The organism is Ruegeria sp. AO1, from assembly GCF_056535985.1.
In genome coordinates this window covers 2,275,327-2,296,438 of sequence record NZ_JBQFJC010000001.1, presented here as the reverse complement: position 1 = coordinate 2,296,438, position 21,112 = coordinate 2,275,327, and the positions used below count along the sequence as shown (strand labels likewise).

Annotated in this window: 19 protein-coding genes; 10 read left to right on the top strand and 9 right to left on the bottom strand. The window is 60.1% G+C overall.

What is annotated here, in order from left to right; genetic code table 11:
• Window positions 1–74 precede the first annotated feature (74 nt).
• The 3 genes from ACR3FB_RS11360 to ACR3FB_RS11350 form a co-directional block, all read right to left on the bottom strand.
• On the bottom strand, window positions 75–1,514 hold the full coding sequence (locus tag ACR3FB_RS11360) for an amidase family protein (protein WP_480563770.1): 1,440 nt from the start codon (window positions 1,512–1,514) through the stop codon (window positions 75–77).
• Window positions 1,515–1,577: 63 nt separating this feature from the next.
• Complete coding sequence (gene prpE, locus ACR3FB_RS11355; RefSeq protein WP_209254588.1) at window positions 1,578–3,467, bottom strand: propionate-CoA ligase PrpE; 1,890 nt, start codon at window positions 3,465–3,467, stop codon at window positions 1,578–1,580.
• Window positions 3,468–3,735: 268 nt separating this feature from the next.
• Complete coding sequence (locus tag ACR3FB_RS11350; RefSeq protein WP_480563772.1) at window positions 3,736–6,009, bottom strand: NADP-dependent malic enzyme; 2,274 nt, start codon at window positions 6,007–6,009, stop codon at window positions 3,736–3,738.
• 161 nt (window positions 6,010–6,170) lie between these two features.
• Here ACR3FB_RS11350 and ACR3FB_RS11345 point away from each other — a divergent pair, with 161 nt between their 5' ends.
• The 7 genes from ACR3FB_RS11345 (at window position 6,171) to upp (ending at window position 12,550) form a co-directional block, all read left to right on the top strand.
• Window positions 6,171–6,875, top strand: a complete 705-nt coding sequence (locus ACR3FB_RS11345) for a hypothetical protein (RefSeq protein WP_480563774.1) — start codon at window positions 6,171–6,173, stop codon at window positions 6,873–6,875.
• Entirely contained in the window at window positions 6,838–7,941 is a 1,104-nt protein-coding gene (locus ACR3FB_RS11340) for a cupin domain-containing protein (RefSeq protein WP_480563776.1), read from the top strand. Before ACR3FB_RS11345 ends, ACR3FB_RS11340 begins: the two co-directional genes overlap by 38 nt.
• A gap of 84 nt (window positions 7,942–8,025) precedes the next feature.
• Window positions 8,026–8,418, top strand: coding sequence for a cytidine deaminase (locus tag ACR3FB_RS11335; protein WP_480563778.1), 393 nt, complete (start codon window positions 8,026–8,028; stop codon window positions 8,416–8,418).
• 4 nt (window positions 8,419–8,422) lie between these two features.
• Complete coding sequence (locus ACR3FB_RS11330; protein ID WP_480563780.1) at window positions 8,423–9,730, top strand: thymidine phosphorylase; 1,308 nt, start codon at window positions 8,423–8,425, stop codon at window positions 9,728–9,730.
• On the top strand, window positions 9,727–10,938 hold the full coding sequence (locus tag ACR3FB_RS11325; RefSeq protein WP_480563782.1) for a phosphopentomutase: 1,212 nt from the start codon (window positions 9,727–9,729) through the stop codon (window positions 10,936–10,938). The genes ACR3FB_RS11330 and ACR3FB_RS11325 overlap by 4 nt, the downstream gene beginning before the upstream one ends.
• Window positions 10,935–11,921, top strand: coding sequence for an adenosine deaminase (locus tag ACR3FB_RS11320; RefSeq protein ID WP_480563784.1), 987 nt, complete (start codon window positions 10,935–10,937; stop codon window positions 11,919–11,921). The genes ACR3FB_RS11325 and ACR3FB_RS11320 overlap by 4 nt, the downstream gene beginning before the upstream one ends.
• The gene (gene upp / locus ACR3FB_RS11315) at window positions 11,918–12,550 is read left to right on the top strand and encodes a uracil phosphoribosyltransferase (RefSeq protein WP_170374268.1); all 633 of its coding nucleotides are present in this window, start codon (window positions 11,918–11,920) and stop codon (window positions 12,548–12,550) included. Before ACR3FB_RS11320 ends, upp begins: the two co-directional genes overlap by 4 nt.
• Before the next feature lie 6 nt (window positions 12,551–12,556).
• Here the strand turns inward: upp and ACR3FB_RS11310 are convergent, their stop codons facing one another.
• Window positions 12,557–13,570 carry a hypothetical protein gene (locus ACR3FB_RS11310; RefSeq protein WP_480563786.1) on the bottom strand — a complete coding sequence of 338 codons (1,014 nt, stop codon included), beginning with the start codon at window positions 13,568–13,570 and terminating at the stop codon, window positions 12,557–12,559.
• A gap of 138 nt (window positions 13,571–13,708) precedes the next feature.
• On the opposite strand from ACR3FB_RS11310, the gene ACR3FB_RS11305 reads away from it, so the two are divergent.
• The 3 genes from ACR3FB_RS11305 (at window position 13,709) to ACR3FB_RS11295 (ending at window position 16,251) form a co-directional block, all read left to right on the top strand.
• Window positions 13,709–14,644, top strand: coding sequence for a DMT family transporter (locus ACR3FB_RS11305; RefSeq protein ID WP_425083183.1), 936 nt, complete (start codon window positions 13,709–13,711; stop codon window positions 14,642–14,644).
• Window positions 14,641–15,300 (top strand): sulfotransferase family 2 domain-containing protein, encoded by a 660-nt coding sequence (locus ACR3FB_RS11300; RefSeq protein ID WP_480563789.1) that lies wholly within the window; start codon window positions 14,641–14,643, stop codon window positions 15,298–15,300. Before ACR3FB_RS11305 ends, ACR3FB_RS11300 begins: the two co-directional genes overlap by 4 nt.
• A 165-nt stretch (window positions 15,301–15,465) precedes the next feature.
• Window positions 15,466–16,251 carry a Hint domain-containing protein gene (locus tag ACR3FB_RS11295; protein ID WP_480563791.1) on the top strand — a complete coding sequence of 262 codons (786 nt, stop codon included), beginning with the start codon at window positions 15,466–15,468 and terminating at the stop codon, window positions 16,249–16,251.
• A gap of 42 nt (window positions 16,252–16,293) precedes the next feature.
• Here the strand turns inward: ACR3FB_RS11295 and ACR3FB_RS11290 are convergent, their stop codons facing one another.
• The 5 genes from ACR3FB_RS11290 to ACR3FB_RS11270 are packed head-to-tail and all read right to left on the bottom strand — an operon-like array spanning window position 16,294 to window position 21,110.
• The gene (locus tag ACR3FB_RS11290; protein WP_480563793.1) at window positions 16,294–18,495 is read right to left on the bottom strand and encodes a 3-hydroxyacyl-CoA dehydrogenase NAD-binding domain-containing protein; all 2,202 of its coding nucleotides are present in this window, start codon (window positions 18,493–18,495) and stop codon (window positions 16,294–16,296) included.
• On the bottom strand, window positions 18,488–18,976 hold the full coding sequence (locus tag ACR3FB_RS11285) for a cupin domain-containing protein (protein WP_480563795.1): 489 nt from the start codon (window positions 18,974–18,976) through the stop codon (window positions 18,488–18,490). Before ACR3FB_RS11285 ends, ACR3FB_RS11290 begins: the two co-directional genes overlap by 8 nt.
• Window positions 18,976–20,187 (bottom strand): acetyl-CoA C-acetyltransferase, encoded by a 1,212-nt coding sequence (locus ACR3FB_RS11280; RefSeq protein WP_480563797.1) that lies wholly within the window; start codon window positions 20,185–20,187, stop codon window positions 18,976–18,978. Before ACR3FB_RS11280 ends, ACR3FB_RS11285 begins: the two co-directional genes overlap by 1 nt.
• A gap of 11 nt (window positions 20,188–20,198) precedes the next feature.
• A complete protein-coding gene (locus ACR3FB_RS11275; protein ID WP_480563799.1) occupies window positions 20,199–20,837 on the bottom strand; it encodes a glutathione S-transferase family protein in 639 nt (212 codons plus the stop codon).
• Window positions 20,838–20,897: 60 nt separating this feature from the next.
• Window positions 20,898–21,110, bottom strand: a complete 213-nt coding sequence (locus ACR3FB_RS11270) for a hypothetical protein (RefSeq protein ID WP_170374251.1) — start codon at window positions 21,108–21,110, stop codon at window positions 20,898–20,900.
• Window positions 21,111–21,112 lie beyond the last annotated feature (2 nt).

Genomic DNA, 21,112 nt, shown 5'->3' with positions numbered 1-21,112 from the left:
GTTATCTGAAATCCAGGCATATTTAAGCAAGCGGACCCCGGGCACAAAAACCCGGGGTCGATTTTTTGGGGGGGTCAGTCGGAGCGGGTCATTTGGTCCCAAAGAGGTTTGCACATCTGCCCGACCCGCGCCTCGATCGCCGCCGCCGCCTCGACCGCCAGATCTTCACGCCAACGACGCGCTGCGATCTGAACATTGATGGGCTGCAGGCCGTTGGGCAATTCTGCCAGTCTTGCCGGAACGCAGGCGGCGGGCAGGCCAAGGAAGTTCATCGCATAGGAATAGACCGCGCAGCCCAGAACCTCATGCACGCCTTCGGCCCCTTCGGTGTCGCGGTCCGGCTTGAAAAAGGGTTGAGGCAGGAACGGCGACAGGACCAGAGGGTAGTCTTCAAGGAAGAGGGACCATTCACGGGCATAATGGCTGCGTTTGGCGAGCATTTGCAGCAGTTCAGTCTCAATTATGGGCGGAAATTCCTGAAAATAGACATCGAAGATATCTTGGATGGTTTGGGAACCGGCCGCTTGGATATCGGATTTCAGAAGGGTCAGAACCTCACCCATCAATGTTCGGTATCCGATGCGACCGCATTCGAAGACATCAGGAGGATCGACCTCGTCGACCTGATAGCCCGCATCGACTAGCGCGTCGCGCGCAGTGTCCAGCGCCTTTTCGACCTCTGTATGCAGGGCGTATCCGAATGTGTTCTTGGTAAAGGCCACTTTGATCGGGGTGTCCAAAGCCTCACCCCGCCATGGCAGGGGTACATGAAACGGGTCGCGCGGGTCTGGGGCGATCAGGCTGGGCATCGACAGGGACAGGTCGGCTGCGGATCGCGTGATCAGGCCCTGAACGGACATGGATTGGGCGAGTATTCCGCGCTCGGCCGTTTGACTGGGGTTCCAGGCGGGGACGCGACCAAGGCCGGGTTTGACTGTCACCGCCCCGTTGGCGGCAGCCGGAAACCTGAGGCTTCCGCCAATGTCGTTTCCATGCGCCAAAGCGCCAATCCCGGCCATGACGGCCGCCCCGGCACCGCCCGACGACCCTCCGGCCGAGATATGCCTTCCCCACGGATTATGCGTGCGCCCATAGAGCGGATTGTCAGTGTCGGCGCGGAAGGAAAACTCGGGCGTGTTGGTGCGACCGATCACGATAGCCCCGGCATTCTGAAGGTTTGATACAACCGGCGCGTCATTAGGGGCGATGACATCCTTCAGCGCCACGACCCCGTTTGTCGTCGCGTGGCCCTTTTGGTCGACATTTATCTTGATGGTCACCGGCACCCCATGCAGCGGCCCGGTCGGTGCCCCAGCTGCCCGCGCGTGATCCAAGGCGCGCGCGCGTTCTAAGGCCTGCTGGCTCAGATCCTCGACCACGGCGTTCAGGTCGGGATTGACGGCATTCATACGTGAGATGGAGGAGGCAACGGCGTCCTCAGCACTCAGGTCACCGTTGCGGGTCAGGGTGGTCAGCTCAGTGGCGCTGAGTTGCCAGATTTTGCTTTGAGTCATGGGCCCTCACTGTCTTAGCAAGACAGTAAGGGGCCTGTTTCAGGTTGCAAGAGGGGGGCCGCGCTACTGAGCGTAACCAATCGTCTGCAACGCGTCCTTGATCTCGTCCAGGATGGCGGGATCGTCGATGGTCGCGGGCATCTTGTAGTCTTTGCCATCGGCAATCGACACCATGGTGCCCCGCAGGATCTTGCCCGAGCGGGTCTTGGGCAGGCGGTCCACCACCACGGCCAGTTTAAAGGCAGCCACAGGGCCGATTTTGTCTCGGACCATCTTGACGACTTCGTTCGAAACCTCGGCATGGTCACGGTCGGCACCGGTATTCAGACAAAGGAAACCCACTGGCATCTGGCCTTTCAACTGGTCTGACACTCCGATCACCGCGCATTCGGCCACATCGGGGTGGGCGGCCAGTACCTCTTCCATGCCGCCGGTCGACAGGCGGTGGCCCGCGACGTTGATCACGTCATCGGTGCGCGCCATGATATATAGGTAACCATCCTCGTCGATCATGCCCGCATCGCCGGTCTCATAGTAGCCGGGGAAGTGGTTCAGGTACGAGCTTTTGAACCGCTCTTCGGCGTTCCACAGCGTCGGCAAAGTGCCCGGAGGCAGCGGCAGCTTGACCGCGATCGCGCCTAGCTCACCCGGTTTCAGCGGATGGCCGCCTTCGTCGAGGATCTGAACGTCATAGCCTGGCATCGGCTTGGCCGGAGATCCCAACTTGACCGGAAGCTCCTCGATCCCCAGCGGGTTGCCTGCGATTGCCCAGCCGGTCTCAGTCTGCCACCAGTGGTCAATGATCGGAACGTTCAGCGCGTCCTGCGCCCAGGTGATCGTATCGGGGTCGGCGCGCTCGCCCGCAAGATACATGGCGCGCAGACCGGACAGGTCGTATTTGCCAATCAACTCACCCTTGGGGTCTTCACGCTTGACGGCGCGGATCGCGGTGGGGGCGGTGAAGAAACTGCGCACGTTGTGCTCGGAGATCACCCGCCAGAAGGTGCCCGCGTCGGGGGTGCCGACGGGTTTGCCCTCGAACACGATGGTGGTGTTGCCGTGGATCAGCGGGGCGTAGCAGATGTACGAGTGGCCAACGACCCAACCTACATCCGATGCGGCCCAGAACACATCACCCGGATCGACATTGTAGATATTCTTCATCGACCAGTTCAACGCAACCAGATGCCCGGCGGTCGGGCGCACAACGCCTTTGGGCGCTCCCGTGGTGCCCGAGGTGTAAAGGATATAGGCTGGATCATTGCCCGCGACCGGCACGCATTCGGCAGGTTCGACGCCGTATTGGAAGCCATGCCAGTTGAAGTCGCGCCCTTCGATCAGCTGTGCCACTTCCTGTTCGCGCTGGAAGATGACGCAGAACTCGGGCTTGTGGCTGGCCAGGTCGATGGCGCCGTCAAGCAGGGGTTTGTAATGAACCACGCGGCCCGGCTCTAACCCGCAGGAGGCGGCGATGATGGCCTTCGGCTTGGCGTCGTCGATCCGTACAGCCAGTTCGTTGCTGGCAAAGCCGCCGAACACCACCGAATGCACCGCGCCCAGACGGGCACAGGCCAGCATCGCCTCGAGCGCTTCGGGGATCATCGGCATGTAGATGATGACACGGTCGCCTTTTTCAACGCCTTTGGCGCGCAGCGCACCGGCCAGCGTTGCTACCCGGTTCCGTAATTCGACATACGAGATTTCGCGCTTAGTATGGGTGATCGGGCTGTCGTAGATAATGGCGGTCTGTTCGCCGCGCCCGTTTTCCACGTGGCGGTCGACGGCGTTCCAGCAGGTATTGACCTGAGCATCGCTGAACCATTCGTACAGAGGGGCGTTGTCGGCGAACAAGGCTTTGCTGGGGGCCGAGACCCAATCAATGCCTTTGGCGGCATCCATCCAGAAAGCCTCGGGGTCGTTTTTCCAGCCATCGTAAACGTCTTGATATGCCATCAGGCCCTCCTCCCAAAATTGCTGCGATTGTTGTTAGGCAGCGAAAGGGCAGCGGGCAAGCGGTGCGAGTGACGGCGCGTCAGTTTATCGCAAAATATTTGCAGGATGACCGAAAACAGCCTGCAAATTTTTGCAAACCTCAAGATTTTATGGAATTTAGAAGGTTCAAATTAAGATTTTGCAAACCTGCAAATTTATGAGTGCAAAGGGTATTGGCTGAGTCGGACAGCCAGACACCCGCAGGATGTCTGGCATCGATCTAGCCGCTCTAGCCGTAGTGGGTTACGGGCGTGCCGGCGATTGCAGCCATATTCAGCAACCCCCGTGAGGTGATCGAAGGGGTCACGATATGTGCCTTGTTGCCCATGCCCATCAGGATCGGACCAACTTCGATTCCGTCGGCTTTCATCTTCAGAACGTTGCGCACGCCACTTGCGGCATCCGCATGCGCGAAGATCAGGACATTCGCAGCACCCTCAAGGCGTGAGGCGGGAAAAATACGCTCGCGCAGTTCGGGGTTGAGGGCCGTGTCTAGGTTCATCTCGCCTTCATAAGTGAAGTCGCGCGGTTCGCTGTCCAGAATGGCAATTGCCTCACGCAGTCGCTTGCCCGAGCCTTCGGCCTGGTTGCCGAATTGCGACTGCGAGCAGAAGGCAATCTTCGGCTCAAGCCCGAAACGCCGCACGTGGCGGGCTGCGCCCAGCGTGATCTCTGCCAGTTCCGCCGGATTAGGCAATTGCCGTACATGAGTGTCGGCGATGAATAGAGGGCCGTCCTCGAGAATCATCAACGACAAAGCCCCATGTGGACGCAGGTCTGGGGTGCCCAGAACCTGCTCGACGTAATTCAAATGCCAACGGTATTCGCCGAACGTGCCGCAGATCATGCTGTCGGCTTCGCCGCGCTGAACCATGATTGCGCCAATCGCGGTGGAATTTGTACGCATGATCGCCTTGGCCAGATCAGGGGTGACGCCGCGGCGCTGCATGATCTGGTGGTATGAGTTCCAATAGTCGTAGTAGCGCGGATCGTTTTCCGGGTTCACGATCTGCAGATCCTTGCCGGGACGGACGACCAGACCCAGACGCTCACAACGGGCCTCGATCACTTCGGGGCGGCCAATCAGGATCGGAGTTTCGGTCGTTTCCTCAAGGATGGCCTGTGCAGCGCGCAATACGCGCTCATCCTCGCCCTCGGCGAAGACGATCCGGCGGCTTGAGGCTGCGGCGGCCTCGAACACGGGGCGCATAAGAAGGGCAGATTTGAAGACGGTCTGGTTCAGCTTTTCCTTGTAGGCCTCAAGGTCGTCGATCGGACGTTTGGCAACGCCGCTCTCCATTGCGGCCTTGGCGACCGCCGAAGATACGATCCCCACAAGGCGTGGATCGAAGGGTTTAGGGATCAGGTAGTCCGGGCCAAACGTCAGTTGCTCACCCTTGTAGGCAGCGGCAGCCTCGGCACTTGTGGTGGCGCGGGCCAGTTCTGCAATGCCTTCGACGCAGGCAATCTGCATCTCGTCATTGATCTCGGTCGCGCCGACATCCAATGCCCCCCGGAAGATGAATGGAAAACAGAGCACGTTATTGACTTGATTTGGAAAATCACTGCGTCCGGTCGCGATGATCGCATCCGGCGCGACCTCACGCGCGGCTTCGGGCAGGATTTCGGGCGTCGGGTTGGCCAGAGCGAAGATGATCGGGCGGGCGGCCATTTTCTCGACCATCTCGGGCGTCAGAACATTCGGGCCGCTTAGGCCAAGGAACAGATCGGCCCCACCAATCACGTCGTCCAGTGTGCGAAGGTCGGATTTCTGGGCGAACTGATCTTTGTGTGGGTTCATATCCTCGGCGCGACCCTCGTAGACCAGCCCGTGAATGTCGCACAGCCAGATATTCTCGCGCTGGACGCCAAGTTTGACCAGCATATTGAGGCAGGCGATCCCGGCCGCTCCGCCACCGGTCGAGACGATTTTGATATCCTCGAACTTCTTGCCAGCGACGTGCAGTGCGTTGCGGGCGGCGGCCCCGACTACTATGGCGGTTCCGTGCTGATCGTCGTGAAAAACGGGGATGTTCATGCGCTCGCGACACAGCTTTTCGACGATGAAGCAATCGGGGGCTTTGATGTCCTCAAGGTTGATTGCGCCGAAGGTCGGCTCCAGCGCGCAGACGACATCGGCCAGTTTTTCAGGGTCTGGCTGGTCGACCTCGATGTCAAAGCAGTCGATCCCGGCGAATTTCTTGAACAGGACGGCCTTGCCCTCCATCACCGGTTTCGAGGCGAGGGCACCGATATTGCCCAGCCCCAGCACAGCGGTTCCGTTCGACACCACTGCCACAAGGTTGCCGCGTGCGGTGTAATGCTCCGCGTTCGAGGGGTCGGCCTTGATCTCAAGACTGGCCTCGGCCACGCCGGGTGAATAGGCGCGGGCCAGATCCCGGCCGTTTGCCATCGGCTTTGTAGCCTTGATTTCAAGCTTTCCGGGCTTGGGATGGGCGTGATAGTCAAGCGCGGCCTGCCGCAAGCTGGGTGTGTCAGACATCGGCGGTAAAGCTCCCTTCAAAATTTGATTTAGCCTTAAACTATTTTTTTCGGCTTGGCTATGCCGCGCCTGAAGCTTGGCAAACCCGACCGTTTCCTTGATTAATTGTCGCAAAATTTTTACAAACCGCAAACTCCCGCGAATTGTTCTGAGACACCAAAATGCCCAACGACCTCAAAATGTCATCTTCCGAGGTGTTCACGCCATCCCGCTTCTGCTTTGGGGTGGACCGGTTCTGGTTCTGGGCTGCGCTGGGCGTCGCAGCTCTGATCCTCGGGTGTATCGCCTTGTTCCCCTTGCAGGCTGAGGTGTTCAATCAGGAAGGCGGATTGATCGAGACGATCTCGGCGGCTGGCTTGTTCACGGCTGGGATTGTGGCCTTGTTTAAGTATCGAGGCCTCGCGCGGCTTTACATCGGCGTGGGGTGCCTGCTTCTGGCCGAGCGTGAGCTTGAGGCGGATATTTACGCGGAAGGCTCAGTGCCATTCGCGGTGCTAAGCGGCTTGGACGGACTGCTGGACATGACACTGGTGCGTGTCGCTCTGGCGGTCGTCGTGCTGGGGGGCGTGCTATGGCATGGCATTCCCAACGCGTGGCGGGCGGTCAGGGTTCAGGCGCCCTTTCTTGCGATCTTTGTGCTGGCCGGGCTGGCCGCAGTCGTGGCGCAGGGGCTCGAAGAAATCTCGGGCCTGTATGAGGCCACGATGTCTTCGGTCATGAAGACGCGGCTGTTTGTTCTGGAAGAAACGCTCGAGATGTATTTTTCGATTGGCATTCTGGCGTCGGTTCTGATCGGATGGCCGAAAGAACCGACTGACGAGAGCTTGCATGACCCAGACAGCGCACGCGGCGAACACCCGCGCTGAAATCCGTTTGCCGACGCAGGAATTGCGCGACGATATTCCGTTTTACACCAAGGTGTTGGGGATGCAGATGGATATGATCTATCCTGCTGACGATCCTCGCACTGCCGTGTTTTCCGGCCATGGCCTACGGGTGCGGATCGAGAAGGATGCGCCCGAAACCCCCGGCACGTTACGCATTCTGACCGAAGACCCCGAAGGATTTGCCAATGGCGACCGGGTTCTGGTCGCTCCGAACGGCACACGTATCGAAATCGAGGACCTCGACCCCCCGCTAGTGATGCCCGAAACGGTGCATTCCTTTGTCGTGCGCAGGCTCAAGGATCAGGCGCCGTGGATCATCGGGCGGGCCGGGATGCATTATCGCGATCTGGTGCCGGATCGTTTGGGCGGGTCGATCATTGCCAGTCATATTCGCATCCCCGATGGCGGCCCTGTGCCGGATATGGTGCATTTCCATAAGGTCGGGTTTCAGCTGATCTTCTGCATACATGGCTGGGTTGATGTCGTTTACGAAGATCAGGGAGACAAATTGCGTCTGACCGCCGGGGATTGCTTTATCCAACCGCCGGAAATCCGTCACCGCGTGCTGGAAGCCTCGGACAATGTGCAGGTGATCGAGATCGGCGTTCCAGCCGAACATGTCACCGAAATAGATCATGAGATGGAGCTGCCGACGCCGCATCTGCGCCCCGACCGGGAATGGCAGGGGCAACGCTTTGTTTACAATCAGGCAAAAGATGCGGATTGGGTGCCGTTCCGGCTGCCGGGATACATCTGCCGCGACACCACGATTGCCGAGAACACCAAAGGGGTCGCCGGTGTTCAGGTCGTCCGGCGCGGGCAGAGTGATCCGGTCTGGGCCAGCCACGACACCGACATCCATTTCACCTTCGTCATGAGCGGAGAGGTCACTCTGGAGGGCGAAGGCCGTGACCCCTATCAACTGGAGCAGGGGGATGCCTTTGTGATACCACCGGGTATGCGTACACGCTTGTCACAGCCCTCTGACGATGTGGAACTGCTCGAGGTGACCTTGCCGGGGGTGTTCAAGACGGTTCTGGAATAAATGCGCGGTGGGGCTTCTATTCGCCCCTCGTTTTCCGGTAGGGTCTGGATTTCTGACCAACTGATCAAAAAATGGGGAATCGCCATGTCGCTTAGAGATGCCGCTTTGAAGGTCCGCGAAAACGCCCATGCGCCTTATTCGAACTTCAAGGTGGGCGCGGCGATCCTGTCGGGATCAGGGACGCTTTATGTTGGATGCAACGTAGAAAACGTGGCCTATCCCGAAGGCACTTGTGCTGAGGCAGGCGCAATTGCCGCCATGGTCGCTTCGGGCGAGACCGAGCTGGCCGAGGTCTATGTCGTTGCCCAAAGCCCGCAGCCGGTGCCGCCGTGTGGTGGCTGTCGTCAGAAACTGGCCGAGTTCGGCGCGCGGGATGTGAAGGTCACTTTGGCGACAACCGACGGCGCGGAGTTGGAAACCACGATCGGACAGCTTTTGCCCGGCGCATTTGACGCCTCGCATATGCAGGACAGCTGATCGCATGGACGCCCGTTCGATCATCGTTAAACTGCGCCGCAGCGAAGTACCCACCGGGCCAGAGCTTGCGTGGTTTGCCCAAGGTCTGGCCGATGGCAGCGTCAGTGACGCGCAGGCTGGGGCCTTTGCGATGGCTGTCTGCATGGGCGGGTTGGGCGCGCAGGGTCGTGCCGACCTGACCGTGGCGATGCGAGATAGTGGTGACGTGTTGCGCTGGGATCTGGATGGCCCGGTGATCGACAAACACTCCACGGGCGGTGTTGGCGATTGCGTCAGCCTGATCTTGGCTCCGGCTCTGGCTGAATGTGGGGCCTATGTGCCCATGATCTCGGGCCGCGGGCTGGGCCATACAGGAGGGACGCTGGACAAGCTTGAGGCGATTCCGGGCGTCACCACTCAGGTCGGGCAGGAGCGTCTGGCGCAGGTATTGCGCGACACCGGGGCTGCGATTGTCGGCGCGACGGGGCAGATCGCACCTGCGGACAAACGGCTTTATGCGGTGCGGGACGTAACAGCGACGGTGGAAAGCCTCGATCTGATCACGGCCTCGATCCTGTCCAAAAAACTCGCGGCCAGTCCCGATGCGCTGGTGCTGGATGTCAAAACCGGCAGCGGTGCGTTCATGAAAACCATTGAAGACGCGCGCGAGCTGGCTCAGGCACTGACCGCAACTGCGAATGCTGCTGGATGCCGAACCTCGGCCGTTATTACCGATATGAACCAACCTTTGGCCTCGGCGCTGGGCAACGCGTTGGAGGTGGCCGAGGTCATGAAGGTCCTGACCGAAGGAGGTCCGTCCCCTCTGGCCGAAATCTCTGCCGAATTGGGCGGGGTGTTGCTAGCGGATGCGGGTATCTCTGAAACAGTAGATCTGGGCCGCGCCAAAATTGCAGAGATCATTCGGGATGGCCGCGCCGCAGAACGGTTTGGTCGCATGATGGCCGCCGTTGGAGGCCCCGTGCATTTTGTTGAGACGTGGTCGCGTTTCCTGCCCGAAGCCAGCGTGATCACCGAAGTGGCAGCGCCGTGTGACGGCTACATCACGGCCATTGACGGCGAAGCTTTGGGTTTGGCCGTGGTGGCTCTTGGCGGTGGACGTCAGGTGGAAAGCGATGTGATCGACCCTGCGGTGGGTTTGTCAAACATGGTACGGCTAGGCGAGCGTGTAACCAAAGGCGCGCCTTTGGCCGCTGTTCACGCGGCGCGCGAGGACGCGGCCGCTCAGGCGGCCCAGAGTGTATTGGCGGCGATCACGATCGGCGATACTCCGGTTGCCGTACCCGATCTGGTGCATGAAAGGATCATGGCATGAGCCGCGCCTTTCTCGTCGTGATGGACTCGGTCGGTATCGGCGGGGCACCTGATGCAGGCGTGTTCTTCAACGGGGAGGTGCCTGACACCGGGGCCAACACACTGGCCCATATCGCGCAAGCCTGCGCCGAGGGGCGGGCTGAGGACGGGCGCAGCGGCCCGCTTGTGTTGCCCCATCTGGATGCGCTGGGATTGGGTGCTGCGACGCGTTTGGCTTCGGGCGACGCAACGCCGGGGCTGGCGGCTCAACCAACGGGCCTGTGGGGATGTGCGCGCGAACTATCGCCGGGTAAGGATACGCCCTCGGGCCATTGGGAATTGGCGGGGTTGCCGGTGCCGTGGGACTGGCACTATTTTCCTGACACACAGCCCGCATTTCCTCCCGATTTGAGTCAAGCAGCAGCGCAAGCTGCGGGGACCGAGGGTATTCTGGGCAACTGCCACGCATCTGGAACAGCCATCATTGCCGAGCTGGGGGCCGAGCATATGCGCACCGGCTGGCCGATCTGCTACACGTCCGCTGACAGCGTGTTTCAGATCGCCGCGCATGAGGGAAGCTTTGGCCTCGATCACCTGCTTGCGATGTGCCGAACGCTCGCGCCGCGTCTGCATGAGATGAAGGTGGGCCGTGTCATCGCGCGGCCCTTCGTCGGCTCGTCTGATGCGGGGTTCACGCGCACAACGAACCGCAAGGACTTTGCCATCTTGCCGCCCGCGCCCGTGCTGACGAACTGGGTTCAGGACGCAGGTCGCCGCGTGCATGCCGTTGGCAAAATCGGAGACATCTTTTCGATGCAGGGCATCGACACGCTGCGCAAAGGCTCCGATGCCGAATTGATGGGGCACCTGTCCGATCTGGTAGATGAGGCCGAGGATGGCAGCCTGAGTTTTGTCAATTTCGTCGAGTTCGACAGCCTCTATGGTCATCGTCGCGATATCAGCGGCTATGCCCGTGCGCTGGAATGGTTCGACCGGGAAATCGGAGCCATCCTGCCTAAGCTGCGCCCGGATGACATGCTGGTATTGACGGCGGATCACGGCAATGACCCCAGTTGGATCGGCACCGACCACACCCGTGAACAGGTGCCGGTCTTGGTGGCCGGGCAAGGTTCAGGCCAGCTCGGTCAAATCCATTTCGCCGATGTCGCCGCCAGCATCGCCCATCACCTGAATTTACCGGCGCAAGGGCCAGGAAAGAGCTTTCTATGAGTGTCGCAGACCTTCCGAAAATCGAATTGCACCTGCACCATGAAGGCGCGGCGCCCCCCTCATTCATCCGGCAATTGGCGCATGAAAAACGCATCGATCTGAGCGGTATCTTCAAGCCCGATGGCAGCTATGACTTCCGCGACTTCGCCCATTTCCTCAGCGTCTATGAGGCCGCGTGCGAAGTTCTGAAATCGCCCGAGGATTTCCGCCGTCTGACCCTGGCAATTCTTGAGGAAAGTGCCGCCAATGGGGTGGTGTATTCCGAGACCTTCCTCAGCCCCGATTTCTGCGGCGGTGGCGATCTGCACGCGTGGCGCGACTATTTGAACGCCATTCAGGACGCCGCCGATGAGGCCGAGCGCAAGTTCGACATCACTCTGCGCGGTGTGGTCACCTGTGTCCGCCATTTCGGCCCGGAAAAGGCCAAGATCAGCGCCCGCTGCGCTGCGGAAACCGCAGGCGATTGGATCACCGGTTTCGGTATGGGCGGCAATGAATCCATCGGCACTCAGGGCGACTTCAAATGGGCCTTCGATTGCGCCCGCGAGGCCGGTTTGAGCCTGACCACCCATGCAGGTGAGTTTGGCGGTCCAGAAAGTGTGCGCGACGCGGTCCGTGATTTGGGTGTTGAACGTCTCGGCCACGGCGTGCGCGCCATTGAAGACCCCGATCTGGTGCATGAATTGGTCGACCGGGACGTCACGCTTGAGGTCTGCCCGGGATCAAACGTGGTTCTGGGACTCTACCCCGATTTCGCAGCGCATCCGATTGCGCGGTTGCGCGACGCAGGGGCGAAAGTCACCGTTTCAACGGATGACCCGCCATTTTTCCATACCACAATGCGGCGTGAATATGAGATGTTGCAGGCAGCCTTTGATTGGGGTGCCGAAGACTTCGCAGCCCTGAATGAAACGGCCCTGAACGCCGCCTTTTGCGATGAAGACACCCGTGCGCGGGTCAAGAAAAGACTGGAGAACACATGAGCGAACACCTGACCGTCGTTGACCACCCGCTGGTGCAGCACAAACTGACGCTCATGCGGGACAAGGGAACCTCGACCGCCGAATTCCGCCAGTTGCTGCGGGAAATCACCCTGTTGCTAGCCTATGAGGTAACTCGCGAGCTTAAGCTGACCACCCGCCATATCGAAACCCCGATGGAGGAGATGGACGCACCTATTCTGGCTGGCAAAAAGCTGGCCCTGGTCTCGATCCTGCGCGCCGGGAACGGGATGTTGGACGGGGTGCTGGAACTGATCCCGTCGGCCCGTGTGGGGTTCGTCGGGCTTTACCGCGACGAAGAAACGCTGAAGCCGGTTCAGTATTACTTCAAAGCGCCCGAGGGCCTGAAAGACCGGTTGGTCATCGCAGTTGACCCGATGCTGGCCACCGGCAACAGCTCGGCCGCGGCGATTGATCTCCTGAAAGAGGCGGGCGCAACCGAGATCCTGTTCCTTTGCCTGCTAGCGGCACCAGAAGGGGTGGCGCGGATGAAAGAGGCCCATCCGGACGTGCATATCGTCACGGCAGCGCTGGATCGTGAGCTGAACTCGAAAGGCTATATCATGCCCGGCCTCGGTGATGCCGGAGACCGTATGTTCGGCACCAAATAAGCTCGATCACTCGCTGCAGATGTTTTGAAGCTGGACCCAATCGCGGTCCGGCAACACCTGTTCCAGCGTGCGTCCGGCCATCGGGTCGGCCTCAATCAGGCCAAGAACCGTTTCCCCGGTCACATCCCGCGCAAAGGCATATGGGGTCGAGGGCAGGGCGGCCTGTGCAAAAACTGCCAGCAGCGCCTCATCCGTCAGGGACGGACGGGGTTCCGACAGGACTTGCTCGGTATAGCTGTCGACGATCTCGGGCGTCAGGCCTCCGGTCGTCAGCAGGCGAAAGGCCGAGGACGCGCCGGTTCGGTCCAGAACATCATCCAACGGGTCTTGTGCCGCGATACGGGCGCGCTCGGCAATGACATAGCCGGCGGCCACGGCGGGATCTTCATGATCCTCGACCAAGGCCCGGTTCAACAAGACCGTCCCGCCCGGCAGGCTAAGGCTGTCTTGCACTCCTGCAGGCAGAATGATGATTTGCCGCACGCCCGTGCGCTTGGCCAGCCGATCCAAAGAGGCCTGCGCATCGCGTGAGGCACAGGCGCGTCCCGAAACCCGCTCGATTCGTTTCAGAATCTCATCGCCGATGTCCTGCCGTTTGACCTCGGGCACAACCGAGACCACGTGGTTTTGCAGTGCCCCGGGCAACCAAAGCAGCAACACCGCCAAAACCGCGGCGACGACGCCTGCAACGCTGACCCAACGCAACCGACCGGGATGCGGACGCGAGCGGTCGATGGCGCGCTGCAGCCGGTCGATAGCCTCGAGCATCGTCTTTTCGCTTTCGGCCAGTTCCAGCGTTTCCTCCGGGTCGCCGTCAGGGTTGAAAATCGCAGGGAAACTGCCCGGATTCTGCCGCTCCAACGCGGCCAGAGACCAGTGCGTCAGTGCTCGGTCATTGAAATCCGAGATCGTCAGGGTCGCCTCACCGATTGAGACCACAACCTCGCGCCGCTGTTCATCGGGCGAGGAGCGCCACAGACCGGTGGCTTCGATCCGCTGATACTGTTTCAGGGCCGTCATCTGGATTGGGCTGCTCGTGTTTTTCTTTTGCCAAAGCATAGCATGTGGAAATCGCGGGGCGCAAACCTGTTGCGCAGGCTTTCAGAAATATGCTGGATGGCACAAGCGCTGTTGCGCGCATCTAACCCGAGACAGGACATGCAGCCAGGCAAAGAAACGCTCCCCTTTTTGGCCTCAGTGCTGATGGTCTCGGCAATGGCCATTCTTGGTGTGATCGACAACGTGGTGATCCTGCTGGCCGAAACCATTGGGCTGTGGCAGTTCCACCTCAGCCGTGCCGTTTTGATGTTGCCTCTGATCATCGGGCTGTCCCTGTTGGGTTTGGGAAGTCTGCGGCCAAAACGGCTGCGATTTGTCTTGCTGCGCAGCGTTCTGATCGCGACGGGCATGCTGTTCTATTTCGCCTCGCTGGCGTTGATGCCGATTGCGCAGGCCCTGGCGGGCTTGTTCACCTCGCCGATGTTTGTGCTGTTGATTTCTGCATTGGGCCTAAAACAGGTCATCGGACCCTGGCGCATCGGCGCGGTTCTACTGGGGTTCGTGGGCATCCTGTGCGTGTTGCAACCCAACCCGACCGAGTTTGATGTCAGGACCTTTTTGCCGGTCGTTGGAGGGTTCTTCTACGCGCTCAGCGTGATCGTCACGCGGACCTATTGCTCGGACGAAAGCACAGTCGCCCTTCTGGCCAACAACATGCTTGTTCTGGGCATTGCCGGGGCCATCGGTTTAATCGTTTTCACGGCCTTTCCCGTGTCCGGACCCGACGGTCCCGAAGGTTTTGTGACCCGTGGTCTGGTCCTTGATATGCGCGCTGCCTTGCCATGGGTCGTGGTGCAGGCTGTCGGGTCCACCGTGGCCGTCTTCATGATGATCAAGGCTTATCAGGTCGGAGAGCCCTCATTCGTTGCCGTGTTCGAATATTCGATCATGATCTTCGGTCCTCTGTTCGCCTGGGTCGCTCTTGGACAGACGATCGGAGTGATGCAGATCTTTGGCATCGGCCTGATCGCAACAGCCGGCGCAGTTCTGGGCTGGAGAGCCAGGCGCGCGGCCCCCGAGCAGGAGGTCGCATGATCATCTCTCGCGGCCGCCGCTATGTGTTTGTGCACATGCCTAAGACGGGGGGAACCTCACTGGCCTTGGCGCTGGAGCAGCGGGCCATGAAGGATGACATCCTGTTAGGAGACACGCCCAAGGCCCTGAAACGGCGGCGCCGCGCCAAGGAACTGACCGCGCGGGGGAGGCTGCACAAGCACGCGACGCTTGCGGATATAGACGGGGTGTTGCCGGATGGTGAGCTTGAGGAGATGTTTGCTTTCACGCTGGTCCGCAACCCGTGGGATCGCATGGTCAGCTATTACCACTGGCTGCGATCTCAGAGCTTTGCGCATGAGGCAGTCACCCTGTCGCAGCAATTGGCGTTCGAGCCTTTTGTCCTGCACCCGACCATCCGCCGCTCGTTTCAGGACCATCCGGCACGGCGCTACATGACGCGTGCAGATGGTGTTGAACAGTGCCAGCTGTTCATACGGTTGGAACAGTTCGAACAGGACGCTCAAGCTCTGTTTCGCCATCTGGGGTTTGAGGTGGAATTGCCCCATATCAACCCCTCGGACCGGCAAGCAGACTATCGGGCATACTATTCCGACAGGTCCGCCCAATCCGTGGCAGAAGCCTGCGCAGAAGACATCGAGAGATTCGGCTACGCTTTTGACGTTACGTCCGGCTAATAGTTTCCGATTGGTCAATAAACCCATTCTTGAAGGGCTGTCTGTTGCAGGAAACGCCTTGTTTTAACCCAAATTGGGCGTAAATACGGCCAAACTAAGACGGAAAGCCGCTGCGTCTGCTATCTCTTGAGATGTGAGTATTTGTGCCAAAAGGGGGTTCGGCACGTGTTGGAAGTAGTGAGTTTTTCGGATGTTTCCGAGTATCATGACGATGCGGATCTGCCAGTTGCGCTGGACGCAGTGTCATCGCGCAGAGGAGGGTTCCTGCACGGAACCAAAATCGCGACCACCAGTGGATGGAAGCTAATCGAGCGTATCGCCGCCGGTGATCTGGTTCGAACTCTGGATCACGGTTTCAAGGAGGTGCGCAGGGTCTCGACCAGTTGGGTCAATATCCCGGCAGGTGAGAGGCGATCGGCCTATCTGCCCATCTTTGTGCCTGCGCGGGCGGCCTATAATGGGCGCGCGGTTTGGTTGATGCCGGAACAGGGCGTCGCGCTGGATCGCGGCAAACTGGACCTGACGGATCAAGGTGTAACGGTGTTGCCTGCGCGGGTATTGGACGGGGCCTGTCGGTTGACCTCGCAATCTCCGGGATCGTCGTTCGAGGTCACAACCCTGTTCTTCGACCAGGACGAGGTGATCTATATCGAAGGTGGCTTGCAAGCCTATTGCCCTTCGGGGCGCTTCAGCCGCACGTCTGGTCAGGCAAAAGAGTATGCGGTGGCCGACGAAGACGCGGCGACTGCGTTGGTCGGTGCGCTTGCTGCAAGTGGTGAGATTTCGGCACTGGCGAACCCATTGGGCGCTTTGCCTGCTCCGATCCCGACGGATCCGATTTTCCCGATCCGCCCCGCGGCCGGTATTCGCAGGCCCGGACGGCCGGGTCGACCAAATACGCCGGTTCTGTTTCTCCGGCCTGAATGGCAAACCGCTCCGGCTGTTCAGTAAGGAAGACGCAGGCGCAAGGGGAGTTGCGCCTGCGTCGTTGTTTTAAGCGGCTTTGGCGTCCGGGTTGAACCGGCCGTAGAAGCTCTGACCTTTTTCAGCCATTTCACGCAGCAGCGGCGGGCAGGCAAAACGCTCGCCATAGGCCTCGGCCAGTTGATCGCAACGCTCGGCTGCGTAGGGCGTGCCGATGATGTCCAACCAGCTGAGCGGACCACCGGACCAAGGCGCAAAGCCCCAGCCCAAGATCGCGCCTACGTCACCTTCACGGATGTCTTCCAGAACACCTTCTTCCAGCGCGCGGACCGCCTCTAGAACCTGTGCGAACATCAGACGTTCCTGCACTTCGATCAGGTCAGGCTGCTCGGCGGCCAGCGGGTACTTGTCCTGCAGACCTTTCCAGTACTCGACGCGTTTGCCCTTCTCGTCATAGTCGAAGAAGCCTGCATTGGCCTTGCGACCCAGACGGCCCTGTTCCTCCATCCAGAAGATCAGATCGTCCGAGGGGCTTTCGGGATAGGCATTACCCATCGCCGCCTTGGTCGCCCGTGCAATCTTGGCACCCAGATCAATCGAGGTTTCATCGGTCAGCTGGATCGGTCCTACCGGGAAGCCCAACTGACGCGCCGCGTTGTCGATCAAGATCGGGCTGACGCCCTCGGTGATCATGCGGGCACCTTCGTTGATGTAGGGGATGATGCAGCGGTTGGCGTAGAAGAAGCGCGCATCGTTGACCACGATCGGCGTCTTGCGGATCTGGCGCACGTAGTCCAGAGCCTTGGCGACCGCGCGATCACCGGTTTCCTTGCCCTTGATGATCTCGACCAGGAACATCTTCTCAACGGGTGAGAAGAAGTGGATGCCGATGAACTGCTCAGGCCGAACGGAGGCTTTGGCCAGATCGGTTATCGGCAGGGTCGAGGTGTTCGAGGCAAAGATGCAGTCCTCGGGGATGATCGCCTCGACCTTTTTGGTCATATCGGCCTTGACGCCCGGGTCTTCGAAAACGGCCTCGATGATCAGATCACACCCTTTCAGATGCTCCAGATCAGGGGTCGCGGTGATACGGGCCAGCAGGGCCTCTTTCTTCTCAGCCGTGGCTTTGCCGCGCTTGATGCCCTTGTCCATATAGCTTTCGGAATAGGCTTTGCCCTTGTCGGCGGCAGCCTGATCACGGTCAACCAGAACAACCTCCATCCCGGCCTGCGCCGAGACCAGAGCGATACCCGCACCCATCATGCCTGCGCCCAGAACGCCGACCTTTTTCACGCGTTGATCGGCCACATCTTTGGGGCGGACCGCGCCTTTCTCCAAGGCTTCCTTGTTCAGGAACAGCGACCGGATCATGGCCGATGATGATGGGTTCATCAGGACGTTGGTGAACCAACGCGCCTCGATCTTCAGGGCGGTGTCGAAGTCGACCAGCGCCCCTTCGTAGATCGAACTCAGCAGAGCCTTGGCCGCCGGGAAGGCGCCTTGGGTCTTGCCGTGCACCATGGCGCTGGCACCGACGAAAGTCATGAAACCCGCAGGGTGGTAAGGCGCGCCGCCGGGCATTTTGTAACCCTTCGCGTCCCAAGGCTTGACCAGATCGGCGTCCTTGGCGTTCAGAACCCATTCCTTGGCGGCTGCGACCGGATCGTCCGAAACATCGTCGATCAGCTGCGCACCTTTGGCTTTCTTCGGATCCATCATCTTGCCTTCCAGCAGGACTGGAGCGGCCGCCATCGCGCCGACCATACGGCTAAAGCGCATCGTGCCGCCGCCGCCGGGGAAGATGCCCAGCAGAATCTCGGGCAGGCCGATCTTGGCTTTGGCGTTCGAGGTCATGACACGGTGATGACAGGCCAGCGCGATCTCGGTCCCGATCCCGGCGCAGGTGCCGTTGATGGCACAGGCGATCGGTTTGCCGCCCTTCTTGGTCTTGGGGTCCATGCCCGCCAGTTCCATCTTGCGCAGGATGTGGTGGCCGCCCATGACAAAATCGAACAGCGCTTGCGCCGGTTCATCACCGGCCTCCTGACGGATGGTGGCGAGGGTATTCAGATCCATGCCACCAGCGAAAGAGCCTTCTTTGCCCGAGGTAATAACGATCCCCTTGATCTCATCATCGCTCAGGGCCTGATCGATCAGCTGGCTGACCTCCTGAAAGGCCTCGCGGGTCAGAACGTTCATGGATTTACCCTGAGCATCCCAGGTCACAAAAGCGACGCCGTCTGCGTCTTTGGTCAGAGTGAAATCAGTCATTGTCATCTCCAATCTGGTCAGCCGTCAGCGGGCTGCCGTCTTTTTGGGTGAAAGAGAATCCGTTCTCATCATCCTTCACCATCATGTCTATGTCGCTGTAATAGCCGGTCTCGGTCGGGGTCCGAGTGCCCACCACCAGAAAACTCGCGGGCGCATCGGTCTTGTTCACAAGGTGATGGCCGTTCGCCTCACCTGCGGGCCAGGCGGCGCAGTCACCGGGCAGCATCTCATGCTCGCCATCATCATCAATCAGCACGCAGGTGCCGGACAGCATGATGGCGAACTCGTCCTGCTGCATGTGGTAGTGCCGCAACGAGGACATCCCTGCAGGCTCCAGCCGCACGATGTTGACCCCGTATTGGGTCAGCCCACCCGCATCGCCGACGCGCTGCACGAAACGACCCGCAGTCGCCTTTGCCAGCTTGCCGGGATAGGCCGAGCCGCCCTTGAACGGGATCTGAGAGAGGTCCAGTTTGGGCATCAGACCCGCTCGATAATGGTTGCAGCCCCCATGCCGGACGCAATGCACAGCGTGGCCAGACCGGTTTCCTTGTCCTGACGCTCCAGCTCATCCAGCAGCGTGCCGATGATCATCGCGCCGGTTGCACCCAGCGGGTGGCCCATCGCAATCGAGCCGCCGTTCACGTTGACCAGCGCAGGGTCCACATCGAACGCCTGCTGGAACCGCAGCACGACCGAGGCGAAGGCTTCGTTCACTTCAAACAGGTCCAGATCGCCGATCTGCATGCCGTTGTCGGCCAGAATCTTCTCGGTCACCGGAACCGGGCCGGTCAGCATGATGGTGGGATCGGTGCCGATTTTGGCGGTCGCCTTGATGCGGGCGCGCGGCTTGAGGCCGTATTTCTCACCGAATTCCTTGTTGCCGATCAGAACCGCCGCAGCCCCATCCACGATGCCCGAGCTGTTGCCCGCGTGGTGGATGTGGTTGATCCGCTCCAGATGCGGGTATTTCAGCATCGCCACCTTGTCGAAACCCGGCATCTGTTCCCCCATCATCGCGAAAGAGGGGTTCAGCGCGCCAAGGCTCTGCATATCAGTACCGGGGCGCATGTATTCGTCGCGATCCAGAATGGTTAGGCCGTTCTGATCCTTGATGGAGATGACCGATTTCTCGAACCGGTTGTCTTCCCACGCCGCTGCCGCACGTTTCTGAGATTCAACTGCCAGCGCATCCGCATCATCCCGGCTGAACCCATATTCGGTCGCGATAATATCGGCCGAGATACCCTGTGGCACGAAATAGGTGTCCATCGCCAGCGAGGGGTCAACGGCAATCGCCGCCCCGTCGCTGCCCATGGCCACGCGACCCATCATCTCAACACCGCCGGCGATGTAAGCCTCACCCGCGCCGCCTTTGACCTGGTTCGCGGCCAGGTTCACGGCTTCCATGCCCGAGGCGCAGAAGCGGTTGATCGCCAGACCGGGGATCGATTGGTCGAGGTCCGAGGCCAGAACCGCCGAGCGCGCCAGACAGCCGCCTTGCTCCATCACCTGCGTGACGTTACCCCAGATCACATCCTCAACGGCGTGACCTTCAAGGTTGTTGCGTTCCTTGATCGCGTTCAGGGTCAAGGCGGACAGGCGCACCGAGGTTACCTCGTGCAGGCTGCCATCCTTACGGCCCTTGCCGCGCGGAGTGCGCAGGGCGTCATAAATGTAAGCTTCGGTCATGGGTCTTCTCCTTAAGCTCGATCCGACGGGTTGCCGGGCATCAGGTCATAGGGGTGTTTCCAGCCGGGCTGCTCGGATAGGCGAGTCAGCCAGGCGTCGATGTTGGGCCAGTCGGCGCGGTCAAAGCCGAATGGTTCGGGATAGTAGAGGTAGCCGCAACAGCTGAGATCGGCGTTTGTCACGCCGTCCCCAACGATCCAGTCGCGGCCCTCAAGGTGGTTGTTCAGAACATCGTAGGCCGCTTTCAGACGGCCTTGGTTGAAGGCAATCACATCGGCATTGCGGTGTTCTTCTGGCAGGAAGTTCATCAGAAACCGCGTCATGCCGGCCATCGAGCTGAGTTTGTGGTTGTCCCACAGCACCCAGCGAAAGATCTCGTAGTTCTCTTCCCGCGTCTTGCCGCCGAACTTGCCGGATTTCTCAGTGACATAAGCCTGAATCGCACCAGATTGGGAGGTTTTGAAATCACCGTCGATCAGGAAGGGCGCTTCGCCCATTACGTTGACGTCCGAGCGGAACTCGGGGCTGCGGGTGACGCCTTTGAAGAAATCGACAAAGACCGGCTCCCACTCGAGGCCGGACATTTCCAGCGCCAGAGCGGCCTTGAATGAATTGCCGCTTTCACCGAAGCAGTGCAGTTTTATGGTCATGCGGTCGCCCCTCCCGTGGCGTTTTGTGCATCGTCCGCCCAAGCTTTTCGGCCTTGATGCCTAGCGCTTGCGTGCCTCCAACTCGGAATTGAAGAGGCGCAACCGATGGGTCAGGTTGTCTTCGTCAATGACGCTGTTGAAGTTCTCGAACAGAAAAGACAGCGCTTCGCCTTCATCCAACCCGGCCTCGCGGGCGAAGCCGCGGAGTTTGCGATAGCCGTCCTCGGTCATGGCGACCGGGAAACGGCGGGTCAGGCGAAAGCGTTTGGGCATTC

Bases quoted from the DNA above. Each gene is read 5' to 3' on its own strand.
- ACR3FB_RS11320 (WP_480563784.1), top strand. From the start codon at position 10,935: ATGAGTGTCGCAGACCTTCCGAAAATCGAATTGCACCTGCACCATGAA.
- ACR3FB_RS11290 (WP_480563793.1), bottom strand. From the start codon at position 18,495: ATGACTGATTTCACTCTGACCAAAGACGCAGACGGCGTCGCTTTTGTG.
- ACR3FB_RS11310 (WP_480563786.1), bottom strand. From the start codon at position 13,570: ATGACGGCCCTGAAACAGTATCAGCGGATCGAAGCCACCGGTCTGTGG.
- ACR3FB_RS11340 (WP_480563776.1), top strand. From the start codon at position 6,838: ATGACCCAGACAGCGCACGCGGCGAACACCCGCGCTGAAATCCGTTTG.
- ACR3FB_RS11360 (WP_480563770.1), bottom strand. From the start codon at position 1,514: ATGACTCAAAGCAAAATCTGGCAACTCAGCGCCACTGAGCTGACCACC.
- ACR3FB_RS11270 (WP_170374251.1), bottom strand. From the start codon at position 21,110: ATGCCCAAACGCTTTCGCCTGACCCGCCGTTTCCCGGTCGCCATGACC.
- ACR3FB_RS11325 (WP_480563782.1), top strand. From the start codon at position 9,727: ATGAGCCGCGCCTTTCTCGTCGTGATGGACTCGGTCGGTATCGGCGGG.
- ACR3FB_RS11285 (WP_480563795.1), bottom strand. From the start codon at position 18,976: ATGCCCAAACTGGACCTCTCTCAGATCCCGTTCAAGGGCGGCTCGGCC.
- prpE (WP_209254588.1), bottom strand. From the start codon at position 3,467: ATGGCATATCAAGACGTTTACGATGGCTGGAAAAACGACCCCGAGGCT.
- ACR3FB_RS11335 (WP_480563778.1), top strand. From the start codon at position 8,026: ATGTCGCTTAGAGATGCCGCTTTGAAGGTCCGCGAAAACGCCCATGCG.
- ACR3FB_RS11350 (WP_480563772.1), bottom strand. From the start codon at position 6,009: ATGTCTGACACACCCAGCTTGCGGCAGGCCGCGCTTGACTATCACGCC.
- ACR3FB_RS11280 (WP_480563797.1), bottom strand. From the start codon at position 20,187: ATGACCGAAGCTTACATTTATGACGCCCTGCGCACTCCGCGCGGCAAG.
- ACR3FB_RS11300 (WP_480563789.1), top strand. From the start codon at position 14,641: ATGATCATCTCTCGCGGCCGCCGCTATGTGTTTGTGCACATGCCTAAG.
- ACR3FB_RS11275 (WP_480563799.1), bottom strand. From the start codon at position 20,837: ATGACCATAAAACTGCACTGCTTCGGTGAAAGCGGCAATTCATTCAAG.
- ACR3FB_RS11305 (WP_425083183.1), top strand. From the start codon at position 13,709: ATGCAGCCAGGCAAAGAAACGCTCCCCTTTTTGGCCTCAGTGCTGATG.
- ACR3FB_RS11345 (WP_480563774.1), top strand. From the start codon at position 6,171: ATGCCCAACGACCTCAAAATGTCATCTTCCGAGGTGTTCACGCCATCC.
- upp (WP_170374268.1), top strand. From the start codon at position 11,918: ATGAGCGAACACCTGACCGTCGTTGACCACCCGCTGGTGCAGCACAAA.
- ACR3FB_RS11330 (WP_480563780.1), top strand. From the start codon at position 8,423: ATGGACGCCCGTTCGATCATCGTTAAACTGCGCCGCAGCGAAGTACCC.